The following is a 23,060-nucleotide window of genomic DNA, read 5'->3' as shown; positions in this document are numbered from 1 at the left end:
TGGCAAAATGCATCGCCGGCCACGCATGTGTCAAAACGTCTCATTTGTCGCAAAAAGACTAAATCAGGCACCCTCGACCACGGAGAACCCCTCGAATTGCGGGTGTCCGATGTAACTCGGCTTGGTATCGCCGGCATTGCGATGCGCTGCACGGAAATGTTCGGACTGAGTCCATGCGGTGAAATCCGCCTGGGTCCGCCACACGGTGTGCGATGCATAGAGGGTGTAATTCTCTTCCTCGTTCCGGGCGCCGCGCAGCAGGTGGAATTCGACAAAGCCGGGCACCGAGGACAGCCGGGAGTCGCGTGACTTCCACACGGTTTCAAACGCGTCTTCGGAGCCCGACTGAACCTTGAAACGATTCATGGCGATATACATGGCGCAACTCCATTCATGCGGATTGTGATTGGTGACCGATCCCCGGGGCCGGTCACCCAAGAAAATTCTGTCAGCTCGCCGTGGCGAGGCGGGGTGCCAGATTGTCGATACCGAGGAGGGCGCGCACGTCTCTCGTCTTGACGATATCATCGATGGAATACTGGGCGAGCACCTCGAAGAAGGCGTTCAATGCCTTGCGCAAGGCGGCATTCAAACCGCAGCTGTCGATCAAGGGGCATTCCGCGGCATCGTTCTCAAAGCACTCCGCCATGGCAAAGTTTTCTTCGGTCACGCGCACCACGTCGAAAAGGGTGATGTCCTTGGCAGGCTTGCCGAGTTTCACGCCGCCATTGCGACCGCGTACGGTTTCAATGAAACCGTTTTCAACGAGCGGCTGCAGGATCTTGAACAGGAAAAGTTCCGAGACTGTGTAGGCGTGCGCAATTTCGGCGATCCGGCTCAGATTGCCATCATTGGCGGCGCAATACATCAGAATACGAATGGCATAATTGGTCTGTCTGGTCAGTCGCATGGGAATATCTCTCTCAACCCGAAATCAGGTCATGCTATGGGAACGAGACGCTACTTTAGAATTATTCTTGATAAAGTAAATAATAATATGAACCTAAGTTTCATATTTTCCAATGGTGCATTGGAAGGCCGGGTCAGGCGTGATCAGCGAACCAGAACGACGATCGATGCCGTAATGAAAGCAGCAGCCACAAGCAGCAGGAAACCATAGACACGCGGCTTGTCAAACAGAACGGCAAATCCGGCGGCCCAGACAACAATGGCAGCGGCCAATGCGTAGAGAAATCCGGCTTTATGGACCCATGCGATATGGACGGCCATCAGGCCGCCAATGATAAGGGCACCGAATACGACCATCAAAGCCAGTGCGTATTTCTCGAAATTGTCCATTCAGGCAGCTCGCTCTCAACACCCCATCCTGGAATCGAAGGGGCTCAGTCTCAATGTAAAACCTCATCCAACCCGATCAAGGCTGTATTCCTGTCTTTCATAGATGTTCCGTCCCACGGGTGCAACAGATGACGCGCTAAAGTCTCGCCATAAGGGTGCGGCTGATGCAAAAAGACAATAAAAAAGGCCGGGAATTCCCGACCTTTCCGAATTCGGCTCGACACCAGTGCCAGTACATCCGTGCTCAAAGACGGAGCCGAATTTCTGCAACTGATATAGGTGGCCGCATTGCCCATTTCAAGGGCAGGGGCATTTACCGGCGATAGGCGCTCAAACCGGCGAGCAGACCGATCCCGGCAATTGCTGAGATAACAGCAACCGTGATCAGGGGATTTTCCTTGGCCTTGTCTGCCACGACCTGTGCTTCATCACCGACGAACCGCGCGGCTTTGCGGCCATGCCGCCTAACCGAACGGTAGGTCGCGTTCGCCTGGTCGAGCAGATCATAACCCTGGTCGGACAGGGATTGGGTTATCCCTGAAAGCTCCTTGCGCAATGCGGCGATCTGGCTTTCCAGATCCTCTTCGGCTGCGTCACGGGCTTTGGATATATTCGTTGCCATTCCGGAATTCCTTTCATCGATACAGGGGAATAACGGTGGCGGCAGCATTTGGTTCCAGAAAGCCCGCTCGGCAGACAGACAGGCGCGGCCCGTCAGTTCCAGCAGCCGTGCGATTGTCCATTGAGATTATGGGAATCGATGTCTATTCCGGCCGAGAAATCATTGCGGGCGAGGTAGACGGCTGTTTCCGGCTTGATGCGGATCTTGTTCCAGCCGGCACAACTGGTTGGACCGGACGCTTTCGATGTCTCATCCATCCAGCGCATGGCACCGCAATTGCTGATGGTCAAAAGACAGGGCAAAAGCATGGCCAGTGCCAGTTTGTTTTTCACAGGAAACCTTCTTGTAGCCGCGGCAGGGACAGAGAATGAAAAAGTGCTGGAATTGTTCATCGCATATTTCGATGCCCGACGACATTCGACGTTAGGCATAGCTCCTCAATCGTCATTGCTGGCATTCAGTTCCATGGTGGTCATGCCGTCGGCCGGCTTGGGGCTCAGCGACTTGGCCAGGATCAGCCGGCTGGATTTGAGCAATGGTGCATTGGCGGCACGCACTTTCGCCATGCGCGGATTGTTTTCGTGGGCGGTAACCGCCGCTTCATTGGCATAGAGTTCGTTGACCATGACCTTGTTGGCAATGGGGGTGCCGTCCCGCGCAATGGGTTTGATGACCTCGAACCGCAGGCAGCCCGGTTCCTCATCCAGTGTTTTGCGCGCATGCTCGCGAATGAGCGTGGTGAATTCCTCTTCGCGACCTTCATGGGTCTCGAATTCTACGATAATTGTCAGTTCGGTCATGAAACTTCGCCTCCCGCGTTCATTCTGCCGTTCTATCAGCGGCCTCCTGACAAATCCAGACAGAAGCATAGCCAAGGCATTGTAAAGTCTGGATTTGGACGGGATGGATGGGCGGAATGGCGGAAGGCCGCCTGCTATCGCCGCACGGTGGCGAAGACCAGGAGAATGGCACCGATCACGATTGTGACGAGACCAATATACAGCCAGCGCGTCTGGCCGACCATGAAACTGCCGCCGAGGATGCTCAGGCCCTGCAACGCCCAGACGGTGCCCATGATGATCAGAAGCAACGCGACAATCGTCAGAACGATTTTCATAGCGGTCATCCTTACAAGCAAAACCCCTGCCTAAACGGAAGGGGTTTCACGGGTTGAGGCTTGATTTGGCTCTAACAAACTGGACTCTGGATAAAAATATCACGCATCGTTTCAGTGCGGCGCAGGCTCAAGGTACCGCTACACTCAACTTGGCAAAAGTTTAACATAGCCAGCTTTCATTTCAAAGAAAGAATGGCCGGAGCTCAGTTCACTTTTGCTTTCAGGCTGGCGATCTCTTCCTCCATTTGCCGGATGCGCTCCTCCAAGGCATTGATTGCCTTGAAGACGGCAATCCCCATGCTCTTGAAATCACCGCGATGGATCGCAGTCTCGATGGCTTGCTTGGCGCTATCAATGGACATTGCTTCCTCCGTTTCGATTGTGTGAACCGCAATGCTAAAGAAAAAAGCCCAATCCTCAAGGGGTATGAGGATTGGGCTGTGTTGGCTTGTGGGGGAAAGCCAAGACTGGTTGGGGTTACCAGTACCCACACAATGCTTCAGCGAAGGATTGGTTCCACACGGAGTGAAAATATTCTGGTTCCTGCTGACGCTTTCAATCGTCAACAAGTTCAAGGCTCGGATAATCCGTATAGCCGTTGGCGTCGGTGGTATAGAATGTCGATTTGTCGGCCGCATTGAGTGTGGCATCGGTACGCCAGCGCTGCGGAAGATCCGGATTGGCGATGTAGGCTTCGCCAATGGCAACCAGATCGGCGCCGCCATTGGCCAGCACGGCTTCCGCGTGTTCGCGCCTGTAGCCGCCTGCAACAATCAGCGGACCTTGAAATGCTGCCCGGATGGCAGGCGCAGCATCGGCTTGTCCATCGGGCACAACAGCCGGTGCCACAATGTGCAGATAAGCAAGGCCAAGAGGCTGGAGCAGGGCGGCTATCCCAGAAAAATGCGCAACGGGATCGCTGTCGCTCATGCCCTGAAAGGGATTGGTCGGCGAAAGTCGAACGCCGATGCGGCCCGCCGGCCAAAACGCCTTCGCCGCCTCGATGATTTCACGCAGGAAGCGGAAGCGGTTTTCCACCGAACCGCCATAGCCGTCGGTGCGGACATTGCTGCCATCGCGCAGAAACTGATCGACGAGATAGCCATTGGCACCGTGAATTTCGATGCCGTCAAACCCGGCATTTTTTGCACGCGCCGCCGCATCGGCGAATTCACCGACAATCCCGGCGATGTCATCGAGAGAGAGCGCCTGCGGCTCGACATAGGGTTCGGGACCGTTTGCCGTATAGATTTTTCCGGCAGCCGCCAGGGCTGAAGGACCGACGGGCCAACGGCCATCCCGCAATTGCGAGGGAAGGGCGGCTCTGCCCATATGCGACAGCTGGACAAAAATCCGCCCGCCCGCTGCGTGCACGGCGTCTGTTACCAGGCGCCAGCCGGCTTGCTGCGCGTCGTTGTAAAGGCCCGGGCGGGTTGGCACCTCGACGCTGCTGTGCGGATCGATTTCCGTCGACTCCGTGATGACAAGCCCGGCGCTGGCGCGCTGCGCATAATAAAGCGCATTGAGGCTGCCGGGTATTTTCCCGTGCAGCGCGCGGTGGCGCGTCATCGGGGCCATGACGATCCGGCTTGGCAGTGTGAGATCACCGATTGTCAGCGAAGAGAACAGGGAAGCCATGGGATCGTCCGCTCATCTGGATCATGCGGGAAGGTATGGGAATAATCGCCTGAACGGCATCCCGATCTTGGATCATGCAGGCAGGAGATTAAACAACGCGGCCAGATGGAATGCAAAGGCAACGGCGAAAATCACCGCGACAGTCATGCGGTCTCTGTTTTTGAAGAGGCGCCGGAATGCCTGAGCTGGCGCAACGCGGGTGGTCGTGTAGTCAGTGGACGCCATCAGATTCGTTCTCTCCATGCGGGTGCTGCCAATCATCGGGCATTCGATAGACGATTAACACGATAGAGATTACTATTTTGATGGCCTCCTGGGTATGATTTTGTCTCAAAATGCCAATGACTGGAAATAAGTTCTCCTCTCAGTCTGTTTTCGTCATTCGCGGACAAAATGGCATTGCTGCCTCCGCAGTGGCTTGGCGCTGATTCCGGGGACTCACGTCTGAGCCATTCCGGCGCGCGTAGCACCATCAATCTCCATCTCTCCGGTCGTCATTGCAGACGTTTTGGATTTGGTTTCTCGAAATAGCCAAAAAACGCAAAACAAAATTGCCGAATGGTCGCAGGTTGAGCAAAGCACAATCTGGTTTGTCGCTATACCTATGTGCTGCAATGCAGGGGTGCGTGGCCGTCCGATCGAACGACCGCCTGCCAGAGTGATCCCCAGGATGATCCAATGAATGAGGAAAAAATGTCCGTCTTTCAGACCGGGGCGCGTGCCGCCCAGCATGAATTGACCGTGGAAGCTGACTTGTTCAAGGATTCCATGCGCCATCTTGCGGGCGCCGTGAGCGTTGTCACCGTCGGACGCGGCAACGACCGCACGGGGTTTACCGCCACGTCTGTTTCATCCCTAGCCATTGACCCGCCCTCGGTGATTGTCAGTCTCAACCGGGATTCGTCGTCCTGGCCGGTCCTGCAGCGCCATGGCAGTTTCTGCGTGAATGTTCTGGCGCATGACCAGCGGCACGTGGCTGACAGCTTTGCGGGACGTGGCGGGCGCAAGGGGATAGACCGCTATCTGGACGCGGAGTGGCAGGAGCTGGCCACGGGAACCCTGGCGCTGAAGAATGCCCTGACAGTGCTTGACTGCGAGCTCGACGATGCCATCGAGCGGCATTCGCACGGCATTCTCATCGGCCGGGTGCGCGCTGTCACGTTACGCCGGAATGCTGAACCGCTGCTCTACTGGCACGGCGCATACCGACACATCACACAGCCGGTCGAGTGATCAGTCAGGTGACAATGGCGGCAATCGAGCAGCCCACGAGGACAATCGTGGCTAGGAGAATCAAGCCATACAGTTTGGGCTGATTGAAAACGACGGCAAAGCCCAGAAAAAACCCGGTGCAGGACGCACCGAGTGCAAACAGAAATGCCGGCTGGTCATTGCTTGTGATCGAAAACGCCATCAATCCGGCAAGAACCAGCACGCCAAATGCAATGAAGATCCAGGTTGCAAAAGTTTCGTAGCGATCCATAGGTCCTGACCTTCGCGGTGCATGCGGTCTTGTCATGGCAGATTACATCGAAATATGGACACGCAGTCAAACATCATCCGCCTAACGCAATTTATGGGGTATAGCGCCGGAGAGTGACGGTTCCGTGTCCTTTCGCTCCCCCGACGCTGTTCCAATCAGCCAAACCCCGATCAGAATCAGTGTGCTGCCGATAATCTGCAGCGGCGTGATGTCTTCCTGGAAGATCAGCCAGCTGGTCGCCAGGATCATCACATAGCTGATACCGGTCAGAGGAAATGCCTTGCTCAGGTCGAGCTGGGCCAGCGCTTGCAGCCAGAAAACGAAGCAGATGACTTCGGCGGCAATGGCTGCAAGCATCCAGGGCGACGTGGCGGCGTGGATCAGCCAGGCCATATTAAAGCCAAGCCCGGTCATCTGTTCCGCCGCAAGCTTGATGAAAACCTGAAACAGGGTGTTGAAGAGGGGAATGGCAAACCAGACGAGATTGATCGGCTTCATGCGCTGTCCTTCAGCGTTTCATCCGCAGCGAAGAGCGGCGAAGCCAGCCGCAATGCCCATTGCACGACCGGATTGCGGTGCTTGAAATACATGGTGTTGCGCGTGAGCTGGCTGCCGAGACGAATCTTGTTCTCGTAATAGGCCTGCCCGCTCTGATACCGGGTCATCCCATGTTCCAGGCAATGGCGCAGATTGGTGAACCAGCTCAGGTAGTACAGGTTGTAGGCGCGGCCTTCGGCGCTGTTCATGCAGAAGAACTTGTCGATCAGCGTGTTGCCGTCATGCACGAGCAGATTGGCGGCCAGGAGCTGGTCGCCGGCGTAGTAGAAGGTGCAGAATGACCGTCCCTGCATGCGGCGCAGGACGCCGTCGAAATAATCTGCGGTCAGTTCTTCAAACTGCCATTCGCTGCGGTTGCGGGTGTCGTGGTAGAGCGCCATGACCTGCGGCAGCATCGTTCCGAAGTCGGATCGGTTTTCAATCCGGATCTTTTCGAATGACTTCATCTTCCGGCGCATATCCTTGCGGGTGCCGGAGGAAAGACGCGCCATATAGGTTTCGATGGAGTCGAAATTGATGTCGAGCCAGGCCGTCGGCAACCCCGGAATGCCTGCGAAGGCACGGTCGGAGAAGACAGTGCCAAAGGCTGCCGTGGTTGGCTCCGGTACGTCCTTGATCCCGATCAGTGAACAGCCATTCGCCTTGGCGTAGTGCTCAAATCCAGACAAGACCAGCGAAAACAGCTCGGCCTTGCGCTGTTCCGGCAGATCGGGATGAAAGCCCGTGACGCCGTTCTCGGTGCATGGAGAGCCCAGACAGGCGAGCTTCAGTGTGAGTAAGCGCGAATAGGTTTGCCGTATGCGGCGCAGAAACTGGCGCAGGCGGCCTTCTTCCAATGTCGTATCCAGCTGATAATCGGTCAGGAACGCCGGCATGGCCGCCAGCAGCCGCCCGTTCTCGACGACCGTGACATAGCGGAAGGCAAAACCGGCGATGCCGGCTTCCTCGATGGCCAGCAGGCAGTCATAATCCTCGACTTCCCCGGCAAAGCACATGTTCCATGCTTCGTGGCCGATATCGCGGATGGAATCGAACACGCGCGCCTGCGCCACCGCCGGGATTGCCGGCGATGCGGCCGTCTGCGGCAGGAACTGATCATGCATAGGCTGGTGCATTGTTTGCCTCGAAGAATTCCGCCGTATAGTCACCGACCTTTTGACGCTGCCGGTCCACGTGGATCATATGGTAGCTGTCTTCGATCCATTTCAACTGATGCGGCCCGCCAATATGGCGGCTGATGTAGCGCGCATGTTTCGGGCTGCTCAGATCGTCTTCCGTCGCATGCAGGATCAGTGTGGGCGTTTGCATCTGCGGCAGGTTCTTCTTCAGCTCCTTGCCGAGACGGTACATCTCGACAATGCCCTTGCCGGGGAATTTGTCGATGACGCCTTCCGCTTCCATGCTTTCCATCATGCGGCGGATGCGTTCATCCTTGATGCCCAGCGCCGATGTTTCGCTGAAATTCAGCCGGGCAACAGATGGGATGTATGACAGGAGTTCGATGAACGGCGACAGCAGCCAGTAATAGTGCGGCACGTTCCAGCCGTCATAGTGGAAGCAGGGCGAATAGATCGCCACAGCCTTGATGCTGTTCGGTTTGCGGTGTGCGGCCATCATCGACAATTTGCCGCCGATGCAGATGCCGGCCGCAAATGTTTCATTGTTGTAGGGCGCGAATTTTTCCGTCGCTTCCTCGACGCTGTGCAGCCAATCCTGCCAGCGCGTTTGCGTCAGGGTTGCCATGTCAACGCCATGCCCCGCCAGAAGCGGAGCATAGACGCTGTATCCCTTGCGATTCAGCTGTCGCGCCAGCATTTTCATTTCTGCCGGGGCACCCGTCAGTCCATGAACAAGCAATACACCTTTGCCATTCGAGCCTTCGAGGAAATAGCTCAATCCATCAGACATCTGCATCGATCATATCCGGGTTTCTGTTTTCCTTGGCCATGAAGCCCAGCGCATGGCAGGTGCTGATGACGTGGACGCCAGCCTTGTCCTGGTCTTCCTTGATCTTTTCGTGGAAGGTGCGCAGTTCGGTCCAATGGGTCTTCGGACGATAGTGGTGCTCGGCATGGTAGCCGTTGCCGAACCACAGCCAGTTGTAGAAGCGGTTATGGCTGCTGACGCCCCAGGCGATGGGTTCTTCCGGGTCGCCGTTGAGGTGTTCGTAATAGCCGTTGAGCGAGGAAAGACAATTCCCCAGATAGTAGAAGGGAACGAAGAACAGCATTGCCTTCCAGTCATAAAGGAAGCCGATCGCTGCCAGCCCCAGGAATGCATAGAGTTCGAAACGGCCCCACTTGGCGTCAAACGGGCGGTTCTTGCCGATGGCCTTGTGAATATCGCCGAGGCTGTCGCGGAAGAAGCTCAGGAACGTATAGCTCCATACATTTTCCGGCTCGCCATTCTTGCCGTGGCGATAAATCGACAGCCAGTCGATGGTTTCACCCTTTTCGTTCGGACGGTCGCTGTTGCCCGAGTGATGGCGCATGTGAATCCAATGATAATAGGTCTGCGAGAAACCGATCGTGATCGATTCGAGCAGGCTGAAGGCATAATTCATCGCACGCGGCTTGAAGTAGGGCGTGTGGATGAAGTTGTGCGAAATGCTGTTGATGTTCCACGAGATCGACACTGCATAGAACCCGCCGAGAACGAGCGACAGCCACAGAGGGCGGCTTTCGAAGCCGACAACCAGATAGATATTGAAGAGAAGGTGAGCGATGGCTGCCAGAACAGGCGCTATATCCCACCTTGTATGAGCGAAGAGTTTCATAATCCTGTTGCTCCTACACAAGCCACGCCGGCTGTGATGAACAGCACACCGGCTGCGTGGCGAAGGTTGATTTGTTCTTTGAATATCCATGCTCCGGCGAGCACGATGACGACATAGCTCAAGGCCATGAGCGGGAAGGCAATCGACAGCGGCACGTGTTCGAGCACGATCGTCCAGCCGACGAGTTCGAGAGCCCAGAAAAAGACGCCGAGCCAGGTCATGGGTTTGACCAAAGCCGCGGACAGTGTTTCGTTGTCGGCGGAATGCTTGAAGCAGACTTCCCGTGCGGTCTCCGTCAGCACACAGAACGCGATCAGGGCCAGCATGGCAGGGGTGAGGGTGCCGGTCATCCCATGGCCTCCGACAGGACTTCCAGCAATGCATGGTTCGCAGCACTGTTGATATTGGTTGTGAGCACCGGGTCGGGCGTCGTGTGCGGCTGGTCAATGAAGATTTCCGCACGCTTGGTGAAGCGCGTCCACAAGTTGCCGGCATAGGACGGCGTCGAATAGTCACCGGTCACGTCCGCACCGATAATCCGGTGGCGCTTGCTGATCTCGGTAATGAGAGACAGCACATAGGGCAGACGCATGTGTCCCTGATCCCAATTGGTGATGGCGTCATCGTGCACCAGCACATCCTTGTCGATGGTGAGGTACACGGCCTCGGTCTTGATGCGCGACAACAGCTGACCGATGAAATTGTCTTCACCGATCTCCGAGATTGTCTTCCAGCTCAAGACACCGTTTTTCTGCTCATAGCTGGCACCACTGCCATAGTTCTTGCGCACCCGGCTTGGCGCATGGCTATAGGGATAAAGTTCCAGTTGTCCCTGCTGCAGCAGGGACAGGTTGGCGCCCTTGCGTTCAGGATTGGTCAGATCGTCGCTGCAGACACCGATTGTCACAATCTTTTCAAGGCCGGGATGCTGCAGGGCGCGGTTGATCCACGAGCCGCAGTGCATGCCGTTGCCGAAATGCACCCAGTCCGGATGATTGTCGAAGTGAATGAGCGTTGCCGGGCCTGGATTGTTTTCAAGGGCGGCCGCGACCAGCAGGGCGCTGACATGGTGGAAATCGCCCGATCCCATGAAACACAGATGCGGCTGCTTCTGATCGCCAACCATTTGCCGGGAAAGACAGTCGTCGAGGGCGTCGATGGCCGTCTGGTGGCCCCACAGACGAACCATCAGGCCATGGTCTTCCGCGTGGATCTGGCGCGCGCCGGTTCGCATACAGGCGCGCACGAAGTCGGGTTGCAACTCCAGCGCATCATCAAGGTGAAGAAGGAGGAGTTGCATCCGATTATCTCTTGGCGGCGCGCGTGAAAAGCTGATCGAGCAGGGTGAGCGCCAGGTCGATTTCCTCACGGGTAATCAGCAGGTTTGGTGCCAAGGTGATGACGTTCTTGTAGTAGCCGCCAACATCGAGCACGAGACCGTACTTCTTGTTGCCGACGACCAGATCGCCCTTCATGCCTTCATCGGCCATCCAGTCGAGCGCTGCCTTGTCGGGCGTGAAGCCGTCTTCCTTGCAGATTTCGACACGCAGCGCGAGGCCGAGGCCGTCAACGTCGCCGATGGTGGGATGACGCTTCTGCAGCTCTTTCAGACCATCGAGGAAATAGGCACCCTTTTCCATGACGGCTGCGCCGAAGTCTTCTTCTTCGAGCATTTTCATGGTTTCGAGGGCAACAGCGGTACCCATCGGGTTGCTGGCGAAGGTCGAATGGGTGGAGCCGGGCGGGAAAATGCCGGGATTGATCATCTCTTCCTTGGCCCACACACCGGACAGCGGGTTGAGGCCGTTGGTGATTGCCTTGCCGAACACGAGTGCGTCGGGTGTCACGCCGAAATGCTCGATCGACCACAGCTTGCCTGTGCGGTAGACGCCCATCTGGATTTCGTCGACCACGAGCAGAATGCCATGATCATCGAGGACCTTCTTGAGTTCCTTGAAGAAGTTCATCGGCGGAATGACATAGCCGCCGGTGCCCTGGATCGGCTCGACATAGAAGGCGGCGTATTCGGCCTTGCCGGTCTTCGGGTCCCACACGCCGTTATATTCGCTTTCGAACAGGCGGGCGAACTTCTGAACGCAGTAATGACCATACTCTTCCTTGCTCATGCCCTTGGGGCCGCGGAAGTGGTAGGGGAATTCGATGAACTGGGCGCGGTCGCCGAAATGACCGTAGCGGCGGCGATAGCGATAGCTCGAGGTGATCGCGGATGCACCGAGCGTACGGCCGTGATAACCACCCTCGAAGGCGAACATCAGGCTCTTGCCGCCGGTATAGTTGCGCACCAGCTTGAGTGAGTCTTCAACGGCCTGCGAACCGCCGACGTTGAAATGAACACGGCCCTTGGCGCCGAACTTGCGCTCGGCATCCTTGGCGATCATGGCAGCCAGTTCAACCTTTTCGCGATGCAGGTACTGCGAGGCAACCTGGGGAAGCGTATCCAGCTGGCGATGCGCCGCGGCGTTCAGGCGCGGATTGCGGTAGCCGAAATTGACCGCCGAATACCACATCTGCAAGTCGAGGAACGGGGTGTCCTTGGCGTCGTAGACGTAGGAGCCTTCGCACCGGTCGAAGAACATCGGATGATCGGTATAGTGAACTGTATCGCCATGCGAGCAATATTCCTGCTCAAGGGCGCGAAGTTCGGCTTCGGATATCTGCTTGGGGGCAGCATTGTCATTCTGCTCGATGGCAAGGTTGGTTTTCATGAAGATTCTCTTCTGTTGCATTTTTACGCCGTGGCGTAACGGGGAGCGCTCTCGTGATGGCGGTTGAAGCCGGGGAGCGCATTCTTCAGGCTCTGGGTAAGATCGGAAAAGTTCTCGTAGCCGACAAACGGAATGGCTTGTTCCGTGCAAAACTCGGCCAGCTTGTCCTTGGCGAAGACCAGTTCCGGCTTGTCGGAGACGCAGAAATCGGAGCGGCCGTCGCCGATATAGACCCTCGTATCGAAGGCCTCGACGGAACGGCATTTGCAGACACCGGCGGCTGACGAACAATCGATATCGCTGTACGGTGAACTGAGTTCATAGCGGGTGTGACCATTCACACCGGAGATCGTCAGCTTGTTGGCGATGACCGGGAGATAATCGAGCTTGTGCCGGGCAAGGATGCGTTTGATGAAATAGTCGACACCGTCGCTGATGATCGTGACCGGAATGCCCTGGGCCCAGCAGAAGTCGATAAAGGCAGGGAAGGTCGGATCAATGGCGATGTCATCAAGCGCGCTGTCCAGTTCCTGATGCGTTGCTTCGATCAGGGCAATCTGGCGTGCCATGCATTCAGCGGAACCAATGAGGCCCTGCTTCCATTGCTGTTCGATATCTTCCCAGGCAGGGCTGGCTAATCGTTCCAGAATGAAATCGGTAGCGTCCTCAAGCGAAATGGTGCCATCAAAATCACAAAATACATGCATGCAGACACTCCTCGTGCGAACGTGAGGAGCTTCTAGCATCGATGGATGATCGCTAAATTATGCGAAGATGATGCCAAACTGAAATCGATGGAGGGCGGACAGAGCAGTCCTGTGGAAGCGAAATTATGCTTTTGGTAGAAGCACTTCTACGAGAAGACCCTTTCCGGAAGCTGGGGATTTCAGCGCAATCGTGCCGGACAGGCGCTTGACGATATCGGCAACGATCGTCAGGCCCAGCCCGGTTCCCTCGATCTGCGGCGTATCAATACGATAGAATCGCTGGAATACGGCCTCCCGGTGATGTTCGGCGATACCGGGCCCGCTGTCTGAAATGGACAGGCGCCAGTAATTGTTGGCCGCGGTAATTGCCACGCGTATCTTGCCGGTAGCGGGCGTATATTTCACCGCATTTTCGATGAGATTGCTGATCATGAGACGAAGCAGAGGCTCATCGGCCCGCACCAGCGCCTTCTCGTCCCCGTCAAGCGACATGTCCAGCTGCTTTGCCGTTATCAGATTTCCCATTTCGGCAACAATGGATGCCACGCTGCTGTACAGCGGCACGGCCTGCAATTGCATGGGCTGATGACCGACGCGGGCGGCACGCAGCAATTGCTCGATCAGATAGGTGGCCCTTTCATTGCTGATGATAAGGTCGGCGATGATGGCCTGCCGCTCCTTCTCGTTGTCAGCCTGGGCCAACATTTGCAGCAGAAGCTTCAATGCGGCCTGCGGCGTGCGCAACTGATGGGCTGCATGATCGGCAAAGCGCCGTTCCGCCTTGAGCGAATCATCGAGATCCTCGAGCAACTGGTTGATCGAGCGGCCGAGCGGTGACAGATCCCTTGGCAGCGTATCGACCGGAATGGCCGAAAGGTCATCCGGAGAGCGGCTGCGGATCTGCTGCACCAGCATGCGGATGGTGCTGAGGCCGCTGTTGATGCCAAACCATATCAACAGTGCGATCAACGGGATGAGGATCAGCAGAGGGAAGATAAGGTTGAGCAGGATGTTCGACACCAGCGTCTGGCGCATGGCGACCTTTTCCGCCACCTCGATCACAACATGCGTTTCGGGGATCGGCAGGGAGTAAATCCGCCAAAGTTCGCTGTCATAGGGAACATTGGTGAAGCCGGCGCGCTGCAAGGGGATTTCAGCCGGAAATGTCGATCCGGAGAAAAGGACGATCTTGTTGTCCTTCCATGCCCGGAACATATGCGCGTCGGCATAGTCATCCGCGTCCTCGTTCAGCGCAAGCTGGTTGCCCATGTTGAAATCGATATCGGCGATCTGCTTGGGCGGGACGTCTCCCGTTTCATCAAACTGATTGTGAAGAAGCATCCACAGGACATTGGCATCATTGATTAATTGTGCGTCGTAGACATTGTTGATTTCACGCGTCGCGCTGTTGAATGCAAAACCGCCGATGATGGCCATGGTGATGAGGATCGTCGGCGTAACGCGAAAGAACAGATTGCGGGTAAGGGTAGGCCTGCTCATGCGTCCACCATATAGCCCACGCCCCGGATGGACTTGATGAAATCGCTGCCGAGTTTCTTGCGCAGATTATAGATCGTGACTTCGGTTGTATTGCTTTCGACCGCACTCTCGGCGCTGTACAGCGCATATTCGATATCGCTTTTTGTGACGTATTTGCCGGCGCGTTCCATCAGGAGCTTCAGCAGCTGGAACTCCTTGGCGGTCATCATCACCTGGTTTGAAGCCTTGCGCACGACCTTGGCTGCGGGATCGACTTCGACATCGGCGCATCTCAGGATCGTGTCGACACGCCCCTCGCTGCGGCGAACCAGGGCGCGCAAGCGGGCGAGCAGTTCATCGAGATCGAAAGGTTTCACCAGATAATCGTCGGCGCCGCTGTCGAGGCCTTCCACTTTGTGCAGCGGGGTATCGCGGGCGGTCAAAAGCAGAATGGGAACAAGATTCTTGTCGCGCCGGGTCGCCCTGAGCACTTCAAGTCCGCTCATCCTGGGCAAGTTGACGTCAAGAACGACAACAGCAAAGCTCGAATCCTGCATGGCTGCGAGCCCGGTTTCACCGTCCTGCATCCAGTCGACGCCATAGGCATGCTTTTCCAGCGCCTTCTTCAACGAGGAGCCGAGCATCGTGTCATCTTCAATAAGCAGCAATCGCATTGTTCAGATCATCGTTTGAATGCTGGAAAACAGCATTTGGGGCAGTAACGGGTGGCGGATAGGCCGGAATCTCGGTTTTTTGCAGGCGACCGGGTTCCAGCCTACATTGGATTGAAACAATCATTACGCTGTTTTCGCTTCGTTACCAATCGTCTCAATTGTTGTTCGCAGGTTCTTCTCTTGTGCCTCAATTCGGATCAGAATGGGTCGCACCGTCATGAACCGCGACGTACATTCGCGTAAAATGGGTATTGCTGGCGTGTCGCCGGTCAAACCGATGAGGGAGTGAAATCGATGAAAACACTGCTGATAGCAATGAGTCTTCTGGCTGCCACGACCCTGACAGCATTTGCCGCTGAGCCGGCAAAGATGGTTGAAACAAAAGCCGGAAAGGTGCTCGCCACCGAAAAAGGCATGACGCTCTATACGTTCGACAAGGATGCCAAAGGCAAATCCAATTGCGATGCGGACTGCCTGAAAAAATGGCCGGCTTTCCACGCCGATGCCAAAGCGAAGGCCGCAGGCAAGTGGTCGCTCGTCAAAGCCGCCGATGGCAAGGATATGTGGGCTTACGATGGAAAGCCGCTCTACACCTTTGCCAAGGATGCAAAGGAAGGCGAAACCGGCGGTGACGGCGTCGGCAGCGTCTGGCACGTCGTCAAGCAGTAAACGCGGCAACGATCCCGGAGAATCAACAACGGCGCAGAAGCTTTGCTCCTGCGCCGTTGTTCAAATCAATAGGGGTGACCGGATCAAGCTGCCTGAATGGCTGACAGCTTCCATTCCGAGCCATCCTTGCGCACAAAGGTCCACACCTCCGTGGTTTCGGTCGGCCTGGTGTTGTCGCCATCGACAAGACGGCCCGTTGTGCGGTCGAGCATCGCATCGATGCTGGAATAGTGCATTGCGAGCGTGGCGTAATCGGCATTGTTCTCGTGCCACGATTCAGCGATATCGCCCTGGAGCAGCTTGACGTTGGAAACGCTGTTGCGCACGCCCTTCGTTGCATTCTCCCCGAGCTCTTCCGCCAGATACGACATGGCTTCCGGTGTCGTGAGGGACCGCAGTTCAGCATAATTTTCCGTCCCGTAGGCGGTCTGCACCTTGGTCAGAAGCTGTTCGAACTGATTGAGGTCAGACTGCGTCAGGCCGAGTTCATCGGTCGATGCGGAGGCTTGTGCCGGCCTCGCGTTCTGGGAAGGCTGGGAAGAACCGGAACCCATCGCCGCTCCAACGGTCGGAATACGGAATGAGGGGGATGCGGACGGGTCAGCCTGCCGGCCAAAACCCTGGCCGGATACCGGACCCGAAGCGGCAAGAGGCGACTGCCGGCGCTGGGCGAAAAACCGCATGGCCAGCATGATCGCGCCAATCACCAGGCCGATCTGCAGCAGCATGCCGAGGAAACCGAAGCCGCCGCCGAAACCGTGACCGAGCAGCGTACCGATCAAACCGCCGACGAGCAGGCCGCCCAGCATGGAGCCGCCAAAACCGCTGAAGAAACCGGGGCGCGGGGCGGCTGCCTGCGGCTGCATGGCCGAGGGCTGATTCGTTTGCGGGCGCGGGGTCATTGTCCGTTCAATCGGCGCGGCAGGCGACGGTGCTGTCCGGGTGGCTGCGGGCGCATCGAACGTGCGCGTGCCGCGGCTGCCAAATCCGCCGCTCGCCCGCCTTGCGTCGGCGATATCAAATGCACTCAGCGTGACAGCCAAGGCCAGAACGAGCAACACAACGATGCGAATGATGCGGGAAGCAGTACCAGACATAAATTTCTCCTGTTACGCACCAGCCAATTTTCAGCGCGCCACCCGCATATAGAAAGCGGTGCCGGCAATTTTAAGTGCCGACCAGGATAAAACGGACAATTCTGGGTGGATTTTTTGGTTTCCGACTATTGGATTTTAAAGAATATTTCCCGGCGTGCCGAATAAAGCGGATATCCCGCGTGTTCTCCCATCGCAGTCCCTTTGCTTCAGGAGAAAACGTGATGTTCAACATAGGAAAATTCCCGTCCGTTGGCCGGATTTATCCGGTCGTCCTGCTCGGCGCATGCCTTGCAGGTGCAGTCATTTCCGGTCCTGTATATGCGGCTGGAGGCGGTGGCGGCGATTCGAACGCGACGCCGACCTGCCCGAAGGGCGAAGTCTGGAGCTCGAAAGCGCAAAAATGCGTCAAGCAGCAGGGCAGCCTGCTTCCGGATTCCGATCTGACAAATTATGCCTTCGCACTGGCAGAGGCCGGCCGCTATGAAGAAGCGCTTGGCGTCCTCGATACGCTGAAGAATCCCAATACCGCCGTCGCACTGAATTACCGTGGTTATGCCACCCGCAAGCTGGGCCGCACGGATGAAGGGATCGGCTATTACATGAAATCCGTTGAGCTCGACCCCCAATACGCCAAAGTGCGCGAATATCTCGGCGAAGCCTACGTCATCAAAGGTCATCTTGATCTTGCCAAGGATCAGCTGGCCAAGATCAGAGGTATTTGCGGAACCGGTTGCGAGGAATATCGCGATCTGGCGGAAGCCATCGAGAATCCGTCCAAGCTGTAGGGAAGTGAGCGCCGCGAACCAGCGAACCGGCGAGCAATCATGACAATTCAAAGCGGATTCATCATGCCTGTCGCATATCCAACGGTTCCTGCTTATAGTCAGTCAAAGCGTAGCAAGGAGTCATCGGACCGTGTTGCCCGGTCCGATGCGGAGGCGACCATCGCAAACGAGCAGGAAATCCGGACGGGACTTTCCCAACACCTTACGCGGCTTTGGCGCTATGCGGTGGTGCTGTCTCACCAGCGCGATGTGGCCGACGATCTGGTGCAGGCAACCTGTGTGCGGGCGTTGGAGCGGGCAAACCAGTTTGCGCATGGCACGCGGCTTGATCGCTGGCTGTTTTCCATCCTTCATTCCATCTGGCTCAACGAAGTCCGGTCGCGCCGCGTGCGGATGGGGCAGGGCTTTGTCGATGCCGATGAAACCCTGATTTTCGACGGGGCGAGGGACACCGAGACGCATATCTTTGCCAATCAGGTTCTGCGCCAGGTTCAGGCTCTGCCGGAGGCGCAAAGGACAGTGGTCTTCCTCGCCTATGTCGAGGAGCTTTCCTATCGCGAGGTGGCCGAACTTCTGGATATTCCCATCGGTACGGTCATGAGCCGGCTGGCAGCTGCGCGCGCGAAGCTTGCAGCATCCGCTGGTCAGGGCAGGCAGGAGGGGAGCGCGCAATGACCGACCCCAACCACAACACCATGAAAAACGATGAAATGCTGGTGGCCTATCTCGACGGCGAACTTGATCCGGATACACGCCGGCAGGTCGAAGGCCTGATCGAGAGCGACGAGGCCGTTGCCGACCGTCTGCATTTTCTCGCCTCGAGCAACTTGCCCTTCAAGAATGCCTTTTATCCGCTGCTTGACAAGGCACCGGCAGAAAAACTGCAATCCATGCTGGCCGGCATTTCGCCGCCCGAGCCGGTCAGGCCACAGGTCAACGGCTGGAATCGGCGGAGTTTCCTGGCAGCGGCAATCGGTTTCATTGCCGTCGGTGTGGCGGTCGACCGGACTTTCCTCGGCCTCCGGTCCAGTCTGCGCGGCGATCAGGACGGCAGTGACTGGCGCGCGGTCGTCGCGCAATACATGTCGCTCTATACCCGGGAGACATTGGGCAATGGACCCGTGGACGTTGCGGTACAGTCGGCGCAATTGCGGGATGTCGGGTCGCAACTTGGCCTTTCGCTGACGCCTGATCGCGTGCAGCTGCCGGGCGCCGTATTGAAGCGGGCTCAGATTCTGGCCTATGAGGGCAGGGCCCTGGCACAGATTACCTATCTGGACGCGGCGCAGGCGCCGATGGCACTGTGTATTGTCCAGTCCTCCAAGGGACCAAGGGCCGCGGATACCGAACGGCGCCATGGGATGAATGTCGTGTACTGGTCCAGCGATACCCACGCGTTCATGCTGATCGGGCACGAATCACCGGATGCCATCAAGACAATGAGCGACAGGCTGCATCAAAGCCTGGCCGTATAGCGCCGCTCCCCTGTGAGAGCGCGTTCCGGAGACGGCACTGAAACCGTTTTCATTTCATTTTGGCTTCAGGTTCGCGTAATCCTGTGATCATCGGCACATGCTACGAGCCGAAAACCTTTCGTCTCAGGAGTGTCTGAATGCCTCTTTCGCCCGTGGACCGGATTCTTCGCTTCGCTTTCTCCCGCATCGTCACCCGGGGTTCATTGACAATCCTGACAGCAAGCGGCGCCCGCCTGATCTTCGGCGACGGCAGCGGCGATCCGGTGATTGTGCGTTTCACCGACAAGCGCGCCCAATGGGCCTTTCTCATGGACGCCGATATGCAACTGGGCGAGCTGTTCATGGACGAACGCTTTATCGTCGAGCAGGGGACGATCTACGATTTTCTCTGCCTGGTGCTGCGCGAGGCGCAAAATGAAACGCATCCGCTGCCGACACGCGTGATCGATGCTTTACGCGCACGCTTCCGGGGTTTCCGTCATCGTAACCTGCCGGCGCGGTCAAAGCGCAATGTTGCCCATCACTATGATTTGGACGGCCGGTTGTATGGCCTGTTTCTGGATGCCGACCGCCAGTATTCCTGTGCCTATTTCGAACATCCGGAGCAAAGCCTGGAAGATGCGCAGTTGGCCAAGAAACGGCATCTGGCCGCCAAGCTTCTGCTGCGGCCAGACAGCCGGGTTCTTGACATCGGCTGCGGCTGGGGCGGATTGGCGCTGCATCTGGCCGCTGAAGCGCCCGCAGGCAACGTGCTGGGCGTCACGCTTTCGGAGGAACAGCTCGAATTTGCCAGAAATCGGCCGGGAACAAGGAGCCAGCCCGATCGGGTCAATTTCGCCCTGCAGGATTACCGCAGCCTGAACGGAACATTTGACCGGATTGTTTCGGTGGGCATGTTCGAACATGTCGGCGTCGCATCCTACGGCCAGTTTTTCCGCAAATGCGCTGAGCTTCTGGACGAAAACGGTGTCATGGTGCTGCATACGATCGGTTGTTCGGCCGTGCCGGGATTCACAACGCCGTGGCTCGACAAGTATATTTTCCCCGGCGGCTACATACCGTCCATGTCCGAGATATTGCCCGAAATCGAAAAAGCCGGATTGATGGTCACGGATATTGAAATTCTGCGGCTGCACTATGCGTCGACATTGGCCGCCTGGCGCGAACGGTTCATGGCTCATTGGCAGCATGCGGCGCAGCTCTATGACGAGCGTTTCTGCCGGATGTGGGAGTTCTATCTCGCGGCGGCGGAGTCGGCGTTCCGCTATGAGGACCTGGTGATTTTCCAGTTCCAGCTCGCAAAGAAAAACGACGTCGTTCCCCTGACACGCAATTACATTCGCGAGCACGAGCAAAGCAAAGCCAAAATCCTGCAGGCGGCGAACGCCTGACGGGGCAGGCACCGTGTCGTTTGCCCGCATTGTAGCTGGAGAGGTCGTTCTGTAATAGGTGACCGCGTGGGCTTGACCGTGGTCGTCACTCAACAATAGTCTGGACCACACTACTCGGCCTCGGAGGGGACCATGGTAACGCTCCAGAGCGGTTTGCACGCTGAATATATTGAATCAGCGCTTTCGTCGGGCAGCGCTGCTGCACAATCGGCACTTATCGCGTCATGGCGGCGGTCGATGCGTCTCTATGGCCTCAATCCTGTCGAAGGAAAGGGGCCGAACGTGTTGACCGAACATGAGCTCAACCAGGCGCGGGAACGGCTCGGCTCCCTCATCATGACGGCCCAGACCAGTCTCGACCGGCTTTATGCCGCCGTCGGCGGTGCAGGCTGCTGCATTCTGCTGGCCGACAAGAACAGCATCCCGGTTGACCGGCGCGGCTGCGTGGCGGACGACGAAGCCTTTTACCGGATGGGTCTGTGGACCGGCGCGGTGTGGAGCGAGGAATCCGAGGGAACCAACGGCATCGGTACGGCCATTGCCGAGCAACGGGCTTTGACCATCCATCGCGACCAGCATTTCCGCAGCAGAAACACGGCCTTATCCTGCACGGTTGCACCCATCTTCGATCATCGCGGCCGTCTGGCCGCCGTTATCGATGTATCCTCCGCGCGCCATGACCTGACCGACGATTTCGTCAAGCTGATATCGATAGCCGTAACTGACGCTGCCAGGCGCGTGGAGGCGGAAAATTTCCGGCTTGCGTTCCCCAAGGCACGCATTGTCCTGGCGCCGCCCGGTGACAACTGGATGAGTGAACGGGCTTTGAACGCGCTGATCGCCGTCGACGAGGATGACCTCGTGATCGGCGCATCGCGCTCGGCGCGCCAGCTGCTCGGTCTGACCGACGACTCGCTCGCTTCTCCGTTGCCGGCGGCTGATCTGTTGGGACAGCACCAGTCGGCGGCGCGCGATTTCGCCATGGCCGAACGCGGTGCGATTCAAAGGGCGCTGGCCCGGAGCGGCGGCAACGTATCCGCTGCCGCGGCCGATATGGGTATCAGCCGGGCGACCCTGCACCGCAAGCTGAAGCGCCTCGGCCTTTCCTGAACGGCAGTTGATTTTTTTGCCTTGATTTGTCGCAAAACTGCGACAGATCGAGTTTGCACGTGAGCGGACGGGGCTGACACACTATAAATATTGAGTAACTCTTCCCGTAACGCCGCAAGAGCCGGTTCGAAACAGGTGGAGAGAAACAACCAGGTGGATTTCAAACGCTGCCTGACCCGATTTCAGGAATGCCTTGGCATAGGCCTGGAACAAAACCCGATCATCGCAACGGGAACACTTATTATTCCGTGTCATGCCGTTTCCAGTGAAAACCTGCAACGCGATGCGGGCTTACAGCTTTCCCGATCATTTTCGTTGATGGGTCTGGCGGTGCGCGGCGATCCGGCAAATAGCAGAATTTCCCCAAAAGCGAGCTCCTGACCAGGGCTTGCTTCGTCGGTGGCGCTGACCTTCATCCAGCGCCGCCGACGGCCTTTCGCAGCAACGGCAAAATCACCCGCACCGATATGCGTTGCAATGAAAGTGCAACACTGCCCGGGTGCCGGTTGACGCGGCAATGCGAATGGCTATAAAGGCCTCCGACCAGCTTGAGTACAGGCAGCGGGATAACCGGCCCGCAGCGATGGAATACCGAGTGCGGTTAAGGAGGGGTGGCCGAGCGGTTTAAGGCACCGGTCTTGAAAACCGGCGTAGGTGAGAGCCTACCGTGGGTTCGAATCCCACCCCCTCCGCCATATCCCATTGTGCCATCATCCACCCATCGTCATGCGAACGAATTCGACAACGGACGTCGTGCCAAGTTTTGTCGAGATGTTCACGCGGTGGGCGTCGACAGTCCGGGGCGATATGCCGAGGGCACTGGCGATACCCTTCGTGTCGAAGCCGCGGCAGATCATGCTCAGGATCTCGCTTTCGCGCGGCGTCAGCGTCGCAAGCAAGGCCTCGTCCTGTTGCCGCTCGAGCGCGGTGTCGAGCAATCGTTCCATCGCGTGGATGGTTGCAAACAGGGTATCGGCGTCAACGGGCTTGGAGAGAAAATCCATGACACCGACCTGAAAGGCTGCGCGGCAGGCCGCAACATCTCCGTGCCCGGTCAAAATGACCAATGGCCAGCGTATTCCCCGTGCAACGAGCTGTTGATGCAGCTCAAGGCCATTCACCTGCGGCATTTTCAGATCCACCAGCAGGAATCCCGGCTTGTTCCGATCGACTTTTTCCAGGAAAGCGTTGGCGTCAACGAAGGTCAGGACGGCCATGTCGCTGGCCCGAAAGAGCAGCGACAGACCTTCTCTTACCGTATCGTCATCATCGATCAGATAGATGGGGTACCGCGATGTCATACGATCAATCCTGCCTCTCGGATTTGAATTCGGAATATCGCTCGTCATTGTTGCGCGGGTAAACAGGATTGCCTGGCCAGTCCGGATGACGCGCATGGGTAAGTTCTATTCACATAGCATTTTCTGTCACCGTAAAGAACGGCGGATTGCGCG

Annotated in this window: 31 protein-coding genes and 1 tRNA gene; 9 read left to right on the top strand and 23 right to left on the bottom strand. The window is 57.2% G+C overall.

The window, feature by feature from the left end:
- Positions 1-63: 63 nt before the first annotated feature.
- The 10 genes from ACIQWS_RS08275 to ACIQWS_RS08230 all read right to left on the bottom strand — a co-directional run bounded on the left by ACIQWS_RS08275 (position 64) and on the right by ACIQWS_RS08230 (position 4,901).
- The gene (locus ACIQWS_RS08275; protein WP_288191552.1) at positions 64-378 is read right to left on the bottom strand and encodes an antibiotic biosynthesis monooxygenase; all 315 of its coding nucleotides are present in this window, start codon (positions 376-378) and stop codon (positions 64-66) included.
- A 70-nt stretch (positions 379-448) separates the two neighbouring features.
- Entirely contained in the window at positions 449-910 is a 462-nt protein-coding gene (gene rirA / locus ACIQWS_RS08270; RefSeq protein WP_223613325.1) for an iron-responsive transcriptional regulator RirA, read from the bottom strand.
- Positions 911-1,053: 143 nt separating this feature from the next.
- Positions 1,054-1,299, bottom strand: coding sequence for a hypothetical protein (locus ACIQWS_RS08265; RefSeq protein ID WP_105732755.1), 246 nt, complete (start codon positions 1,297-1,299; stop codon positions 1,054-1,056).
- 313 nt (positions 1,300-1,612) lie between these two features.
- Positions 1,613-1,921 (bottom strand): hypothetical protein, encoded by a 309-nt coding sequence (locus ACIQWS_RS08260; protein ID WP_346307028.1) that lies wholly within the window; start codon positions 1,919-1,921, stop codon positions 1,613-1,615.
- Positions 1,922-2,013: 92 nt separating this feature from the next.
- Positions 2,014-2,253 carry a hypothetical protein gene (locus ACIQWS_RS08255; protein WP_346307029.1) on the bottom strand — a complete coding sequence of 80 codons (240 nt, stop codon included), beginning with the start codon at positions 2,251-2,253 and terminating at the stop codon, positions 2,014-2,016.
- Between the two features lie 105 nt (positions 2,254-2,358).
- Positions 2,359-2,721: a putative quinol monooxygenase gene (locus ACIQWS_RS08250; protein WP_346307030.1), complete on the bottom strand. Its 363-nt coding sequence runs from the start codon at positions 2,719-2,721 to the stop codon at positions 2,359-2,361.
- Positions 2,722-2,855: 134 nt separating this feature from the next.
- Positions 2,856-3,038 carry a hypothetical protein gene (locus tag ACIQWS_RS08245; protein ID WP_223613329.1) on the bottom strand — a complete coding sequence of 61 codons (183 nt, stop codon included), beginning with the start codon at positions 3,036-3,038 and terminating at the stop codon, positions 2,856-2,858.
- Positions 3,039-3,241: 203 nt separating this feature from the next.
- Entirely contained in the window at positions 3,242-3,400 is a 159-nt protein-coding gene (locus ACIQWS_RS08240) for a hypothetical protein (protein ID WP_223613330.1), read from the bottom strand.
- Positions 3,401-3,593: 193 nt separating this feature from the next.
- Positions 3,594-4,676, bottom strand: a complete 1,083-nt coding sequence (locus ACIQWS_RS08235) for an alkene reductase (RefSeq protein WP_346307031.1) — start codon at positions 4,674-4,676, stop codon at positions 3,594-3,596.
- Between the two features lie 72 nt (positions 4,677-4,748).
- A complete protein-coding gene (locus tag ACIQWS_RS08230; RefSeq protein WP_403174499.1) occupies positions 4,749-4,901 on the bottom strand; it encodes a hypothetical protein in 153 nt (50 codons plus the stop codon).
- A 543-nt stretch (positions 4,902-5,444) separates the two neighbouring features.
- On the opposite strand from ACIQWS_RS08230, the gene ACIQWS_RS08225 reads away from it, so the two are divergent.
- On the top strand, positions 5,445-5,909 hold the full coding sequence (locus tag ACIQWS_RS08225) for a flavin reductase family protein (RefSeq protein ID WP_403177599.1): 465 nt from the start codon (positions 5,445-5,447) through the stop codon (positions 5,907-5,909).
- Positions 5,910-5,913: 4 nt separating this feature from the next.
- Here ACIQWS_RS08225 and ACIQWS_RS08220 read toward each other — a convergent pair whose 3' ends face one another.
- The 11 genes from ACIQWS_RS08220 to ACIQWS_RS08170 all read right to left on the bottom strand — a co-directional run bounded on the left by ACIQWS_RS08220 (position 5,914) and on the right by ACIQWS_RS08170 (position 15,079).
- On the bottom strand, positions 5,914-6,159 hold the full coding sequence (locus tag ACIQWS_RS08220; protein WP_223613335.1) for a hypothetical protein: 246 nt from the start codon (positions 6,157-6,159) through the stop codon (positions 5,914-5,916).
- An 81-nt stretch (positions 6,160-6,240) separates the two neighbouring features.
- Positions 6,241-6,657, bottom strand: coding sequence for an EamA family transporter (locus ACIQWS_RS08215; protein ID WP_346307033.1), 417 nt, complete (start codon positions 6,655-6,657; stop codon positions 6,241-6,243).
- Positions 6,654-7,832, bottom strand: coding sequence for a GNAT family N-acetyltransferase (locus ACIQWS_RS08210; protein WP_403174491.1), 1,179 nt, complete (start codon positions 7,830-7,832; stop codon positions 6,654-6,656). The genes ACIQWS_RS08215 and ACIQWS_RS08210 overlap by 4 nt, the downstream gene beginning before the upstream one ends.
- Complete coding sequence (locus tag ACIQWS_RS08205) at positions 7,813-8,631, bottom strand: carboxylesterase (protein WP_223613338.1); 819 nt, start codon at positions 8,629-8,631, stop codon at positions 7,813-7,815. The genes ACIQWS_RS08210 and ACIQWS_RS08205 overlap by 20 nt, the downstream gene beginning before the upstream one ends.
- On the bottom strand, positions 8,618-9,493 hold the full coding sequence (locus tag ACIQWS_RS08200; protein ID WP_346307035.1) for a fatty acid desaturase: 876 nt from the start codon (positions 9,491-9,493) through the stop codon (positions 8,618-8,620). The genes ACIQWS_RS08205 and ACIQWS_RS08200 overlap by 14 nt, the downstream gene beginning before the upstream one ends.
- Entirely contained in the window at positions 9,490-9,843 is a 354-nt protein-coding gene (locus ACIQWS_RS08195) for an EamA family transporter (protein ID WP_403174484.1), read from the bottom strand. Before ACIQWS_RS08195 ends, ACIQWS_RS08200 begins: the two co-directional genes overlap by 4 nt.
- Positions 9,840-10,793, bottom strand: coding sequence for an arginase family protein (locus tag ACIQWS_RS08190; RefSeq protein WP_403174482.1), 954 nt, complete (start codon positions 10,791-10,793; stop codon positions 9,840-9,842). Before ACIQWS_RS08190 ends, ACIQWS_RS08195 begins: the two co-directional genes overlap by 4 nt.
- Before the next feature lie 4 nt (positions 10,794-10,797).
- Entirely contained in the window at positions 10,798-12,219 is a 1,422-nt protein-coding gene (locus ACIQWS_RS08185) for an aminotransferase class III-fold pyridoxal phosphate-dependent enzyme (RefSeq protein WP_346307038.1), read from the bottom strand.
- A gap of 23 nt (positions 12,220-12,242) precedes the next feature.
- Positions 12,243-12,926: an MtnX-like HAD-IB family phosphatase gene (locus ACIQWS_RS08180; protein WP_223613344.1), complete on the bottom strand. Its 684-nt coding sequence runs from the start codon at positions 12,924-12,926 to the stop codon at positions 12,243-12,245.
- A gap of 123 nt (positions 12,927-13,049) precedes the next feature.
- Complete coding sequence (locus ACIQWS_RS08175) at positions 13,050-14,426, bottom strand: HAMP domain-containing sensor histidine kinase (RefSeq protein WP_346307039.1); 1,377 nt, start codon at positions 14,424-14,426, stop codon at positions 13,050-13,052.
- Positions 14,423-15,079, bottom strand: a complete 657-nt coding sequence (locus ACIQWS_RS08170; RefSeq protein WP_346307040.1) for a response regulator transcription factor — start codon at positions 15,077-15,079, stop codon at positions 14,423-14,425. Before ACIQWS_RS08170 ends, ACIQWS_RS08175 begins: the two co-directional genes overlap by 4 nt.
- 294 nt (positions 15,080-15,373) lie before the next feature.
- Between ACIQWS_RS08170 and ACIQWS_RS08165 the strand changes: the two genes are divergently transcribed.
- The gene (locus ACIQWS_RS08165; RefSeq protein WP_346307041.1) at positions 15,374-15,748 is read left to right on the top strand and encodes a hypothetical protein; all 375 of its coding nucleotides are present in this window, start codon (positions 15,374-15,376) and stop codon (positions 15,746-15,748) included.
- An 83-nt stretch (positions 15,749-15,831) separates the two neighbouring features.
- On the opposite strand, the gene ACIQWS_RS08160 is transcribed toward ACIQWS_RS08165, so the two are convergent.
- The gene (locus tag ACIQWS_RS08160) at positions 15,832-16,845 is read right to left on the bottom strand and encodes a Tim44 domain-containing protein (RefSeq protein WP_403174465.1); all 1,014 of its coding nucleotides are present in this window, start codon (positions 16,843-16,845) and stop codon (positions 15,832-15,834) included.
- Between the two features lie 221 nt (positions 16,846-17,066).
- On the opposite strand from ACIQWS_RS08160, the gene ACIQWS_RS08155 reads away from it, so the two are divergent.
- From ACIQWS_RS08155 to ACIQWS_RS08125, 7 genes are all read left to right on the top strand, one after another.
- Positions 17,067-17,630, top strand: a complete 564-nt coding sequence (locus tag ACIQWS_RS08155) for a hypothetical protein (protein ID WP_346307043.1) — start codon at positions 17,067-17,069, stop codon at positions 17,628-17,630.
- Between the two features lie 63 nt (positions 17,631-17,693).
- Entirely contained in the window at positions 17,694-18,305 is a 612-nt protein-coding gene (locus ACIQWS_RS08150) for an RNA polymerase sigma factor (RefSeq protein ID WP_346307044.1), read from the top strand.
- On the top strand, positions 18,302-19,105 hold the full coding sequence (locus ACIQWS_RS08145) for an anti-sigma factor family protein (protein ID WP_403174452.1): 804 nt from the start codon (positions 18,302-18,304) through the stop codon (positions 19,103-19,105). Before ACIQWS_RS08150 ends, ACIQWS_RS08145 begins: the two co-directional genes overlap by 4 nt.
- 137 nt (positions 19,106-19,242) lie before the next feature.
- Positions 19,243-20,496: a class I SAM-dependent methyltransferase gene (locus ACIQWS_RS08140; RefSeq protein WP_403174450.1), complete on the top strand. Its 1,254-nt coding sequence runs from the start codon at positions 19,243-19,245 to the stop codon at positions 20,494-20,496.
- 132 nt (positions 20,497-20,628) lie between these two features.
- Positions 20,629-21,606, top strand: coding sequence for a GAF domain-containing protein (locus ACIQWS_RS08135; RefSeq protein WP_403174447.1), 978 nt, complete (start codon positions 20,629-20,631; stop codon positions 21,604-21,606).
- A 153-nt stretch (positions 21,607-21,759) separates the two neighbouring features.
- Positions 21,760-21,987, top strand: a complete 228-nt coding sequence (locus ACIQWS_RS08130; protein WP_403174440.1) for a hypothetical protein — start codon at positions 21,760-21,762, stop codon at positions 21,985-21,987.
- Between the two features lie 224 nt (positions 21,988-22,211).
- Positions 22,212-22,301 (top strand) — tRNA-Ser (locus ACIQWS_RS08125).
- A gap of 15 nt (positions 22,302-22,316) precedes the next feature.
- Here the strand turns inward: ACIQWS_RS08125 and ACIQWS_RS08120 are convergent.
- Complete coding sequence (locus ACIQWS_RS08120) at positions 22,317-22,907, bottom strand: response regulator transcription factor (protein ID WP_403174437.1); 591 nt, start codon at positions 22,905-22,907, stop codon at positions 22,317-22,319.
- Positions 22,908-23,060: the final 153 nt, after the last annotated feature.

It is taken from the genome of Phyllobacterium sp. NPDC097923, assembly GCF_044760925.1.
GTDB classification, from domain to species: Bacteria; Pseudomonadota; Alphaproteobacteria; order Rhizobiales; family Rhizobiaceae; genus Phyllobacterium; species Phyllobacterium calauticae.
The sequence above is the reverse complement of the archived record's forward strand: the minus strand, read 5'-3'. Positions and strand labels throughout refer to the sequence as shown.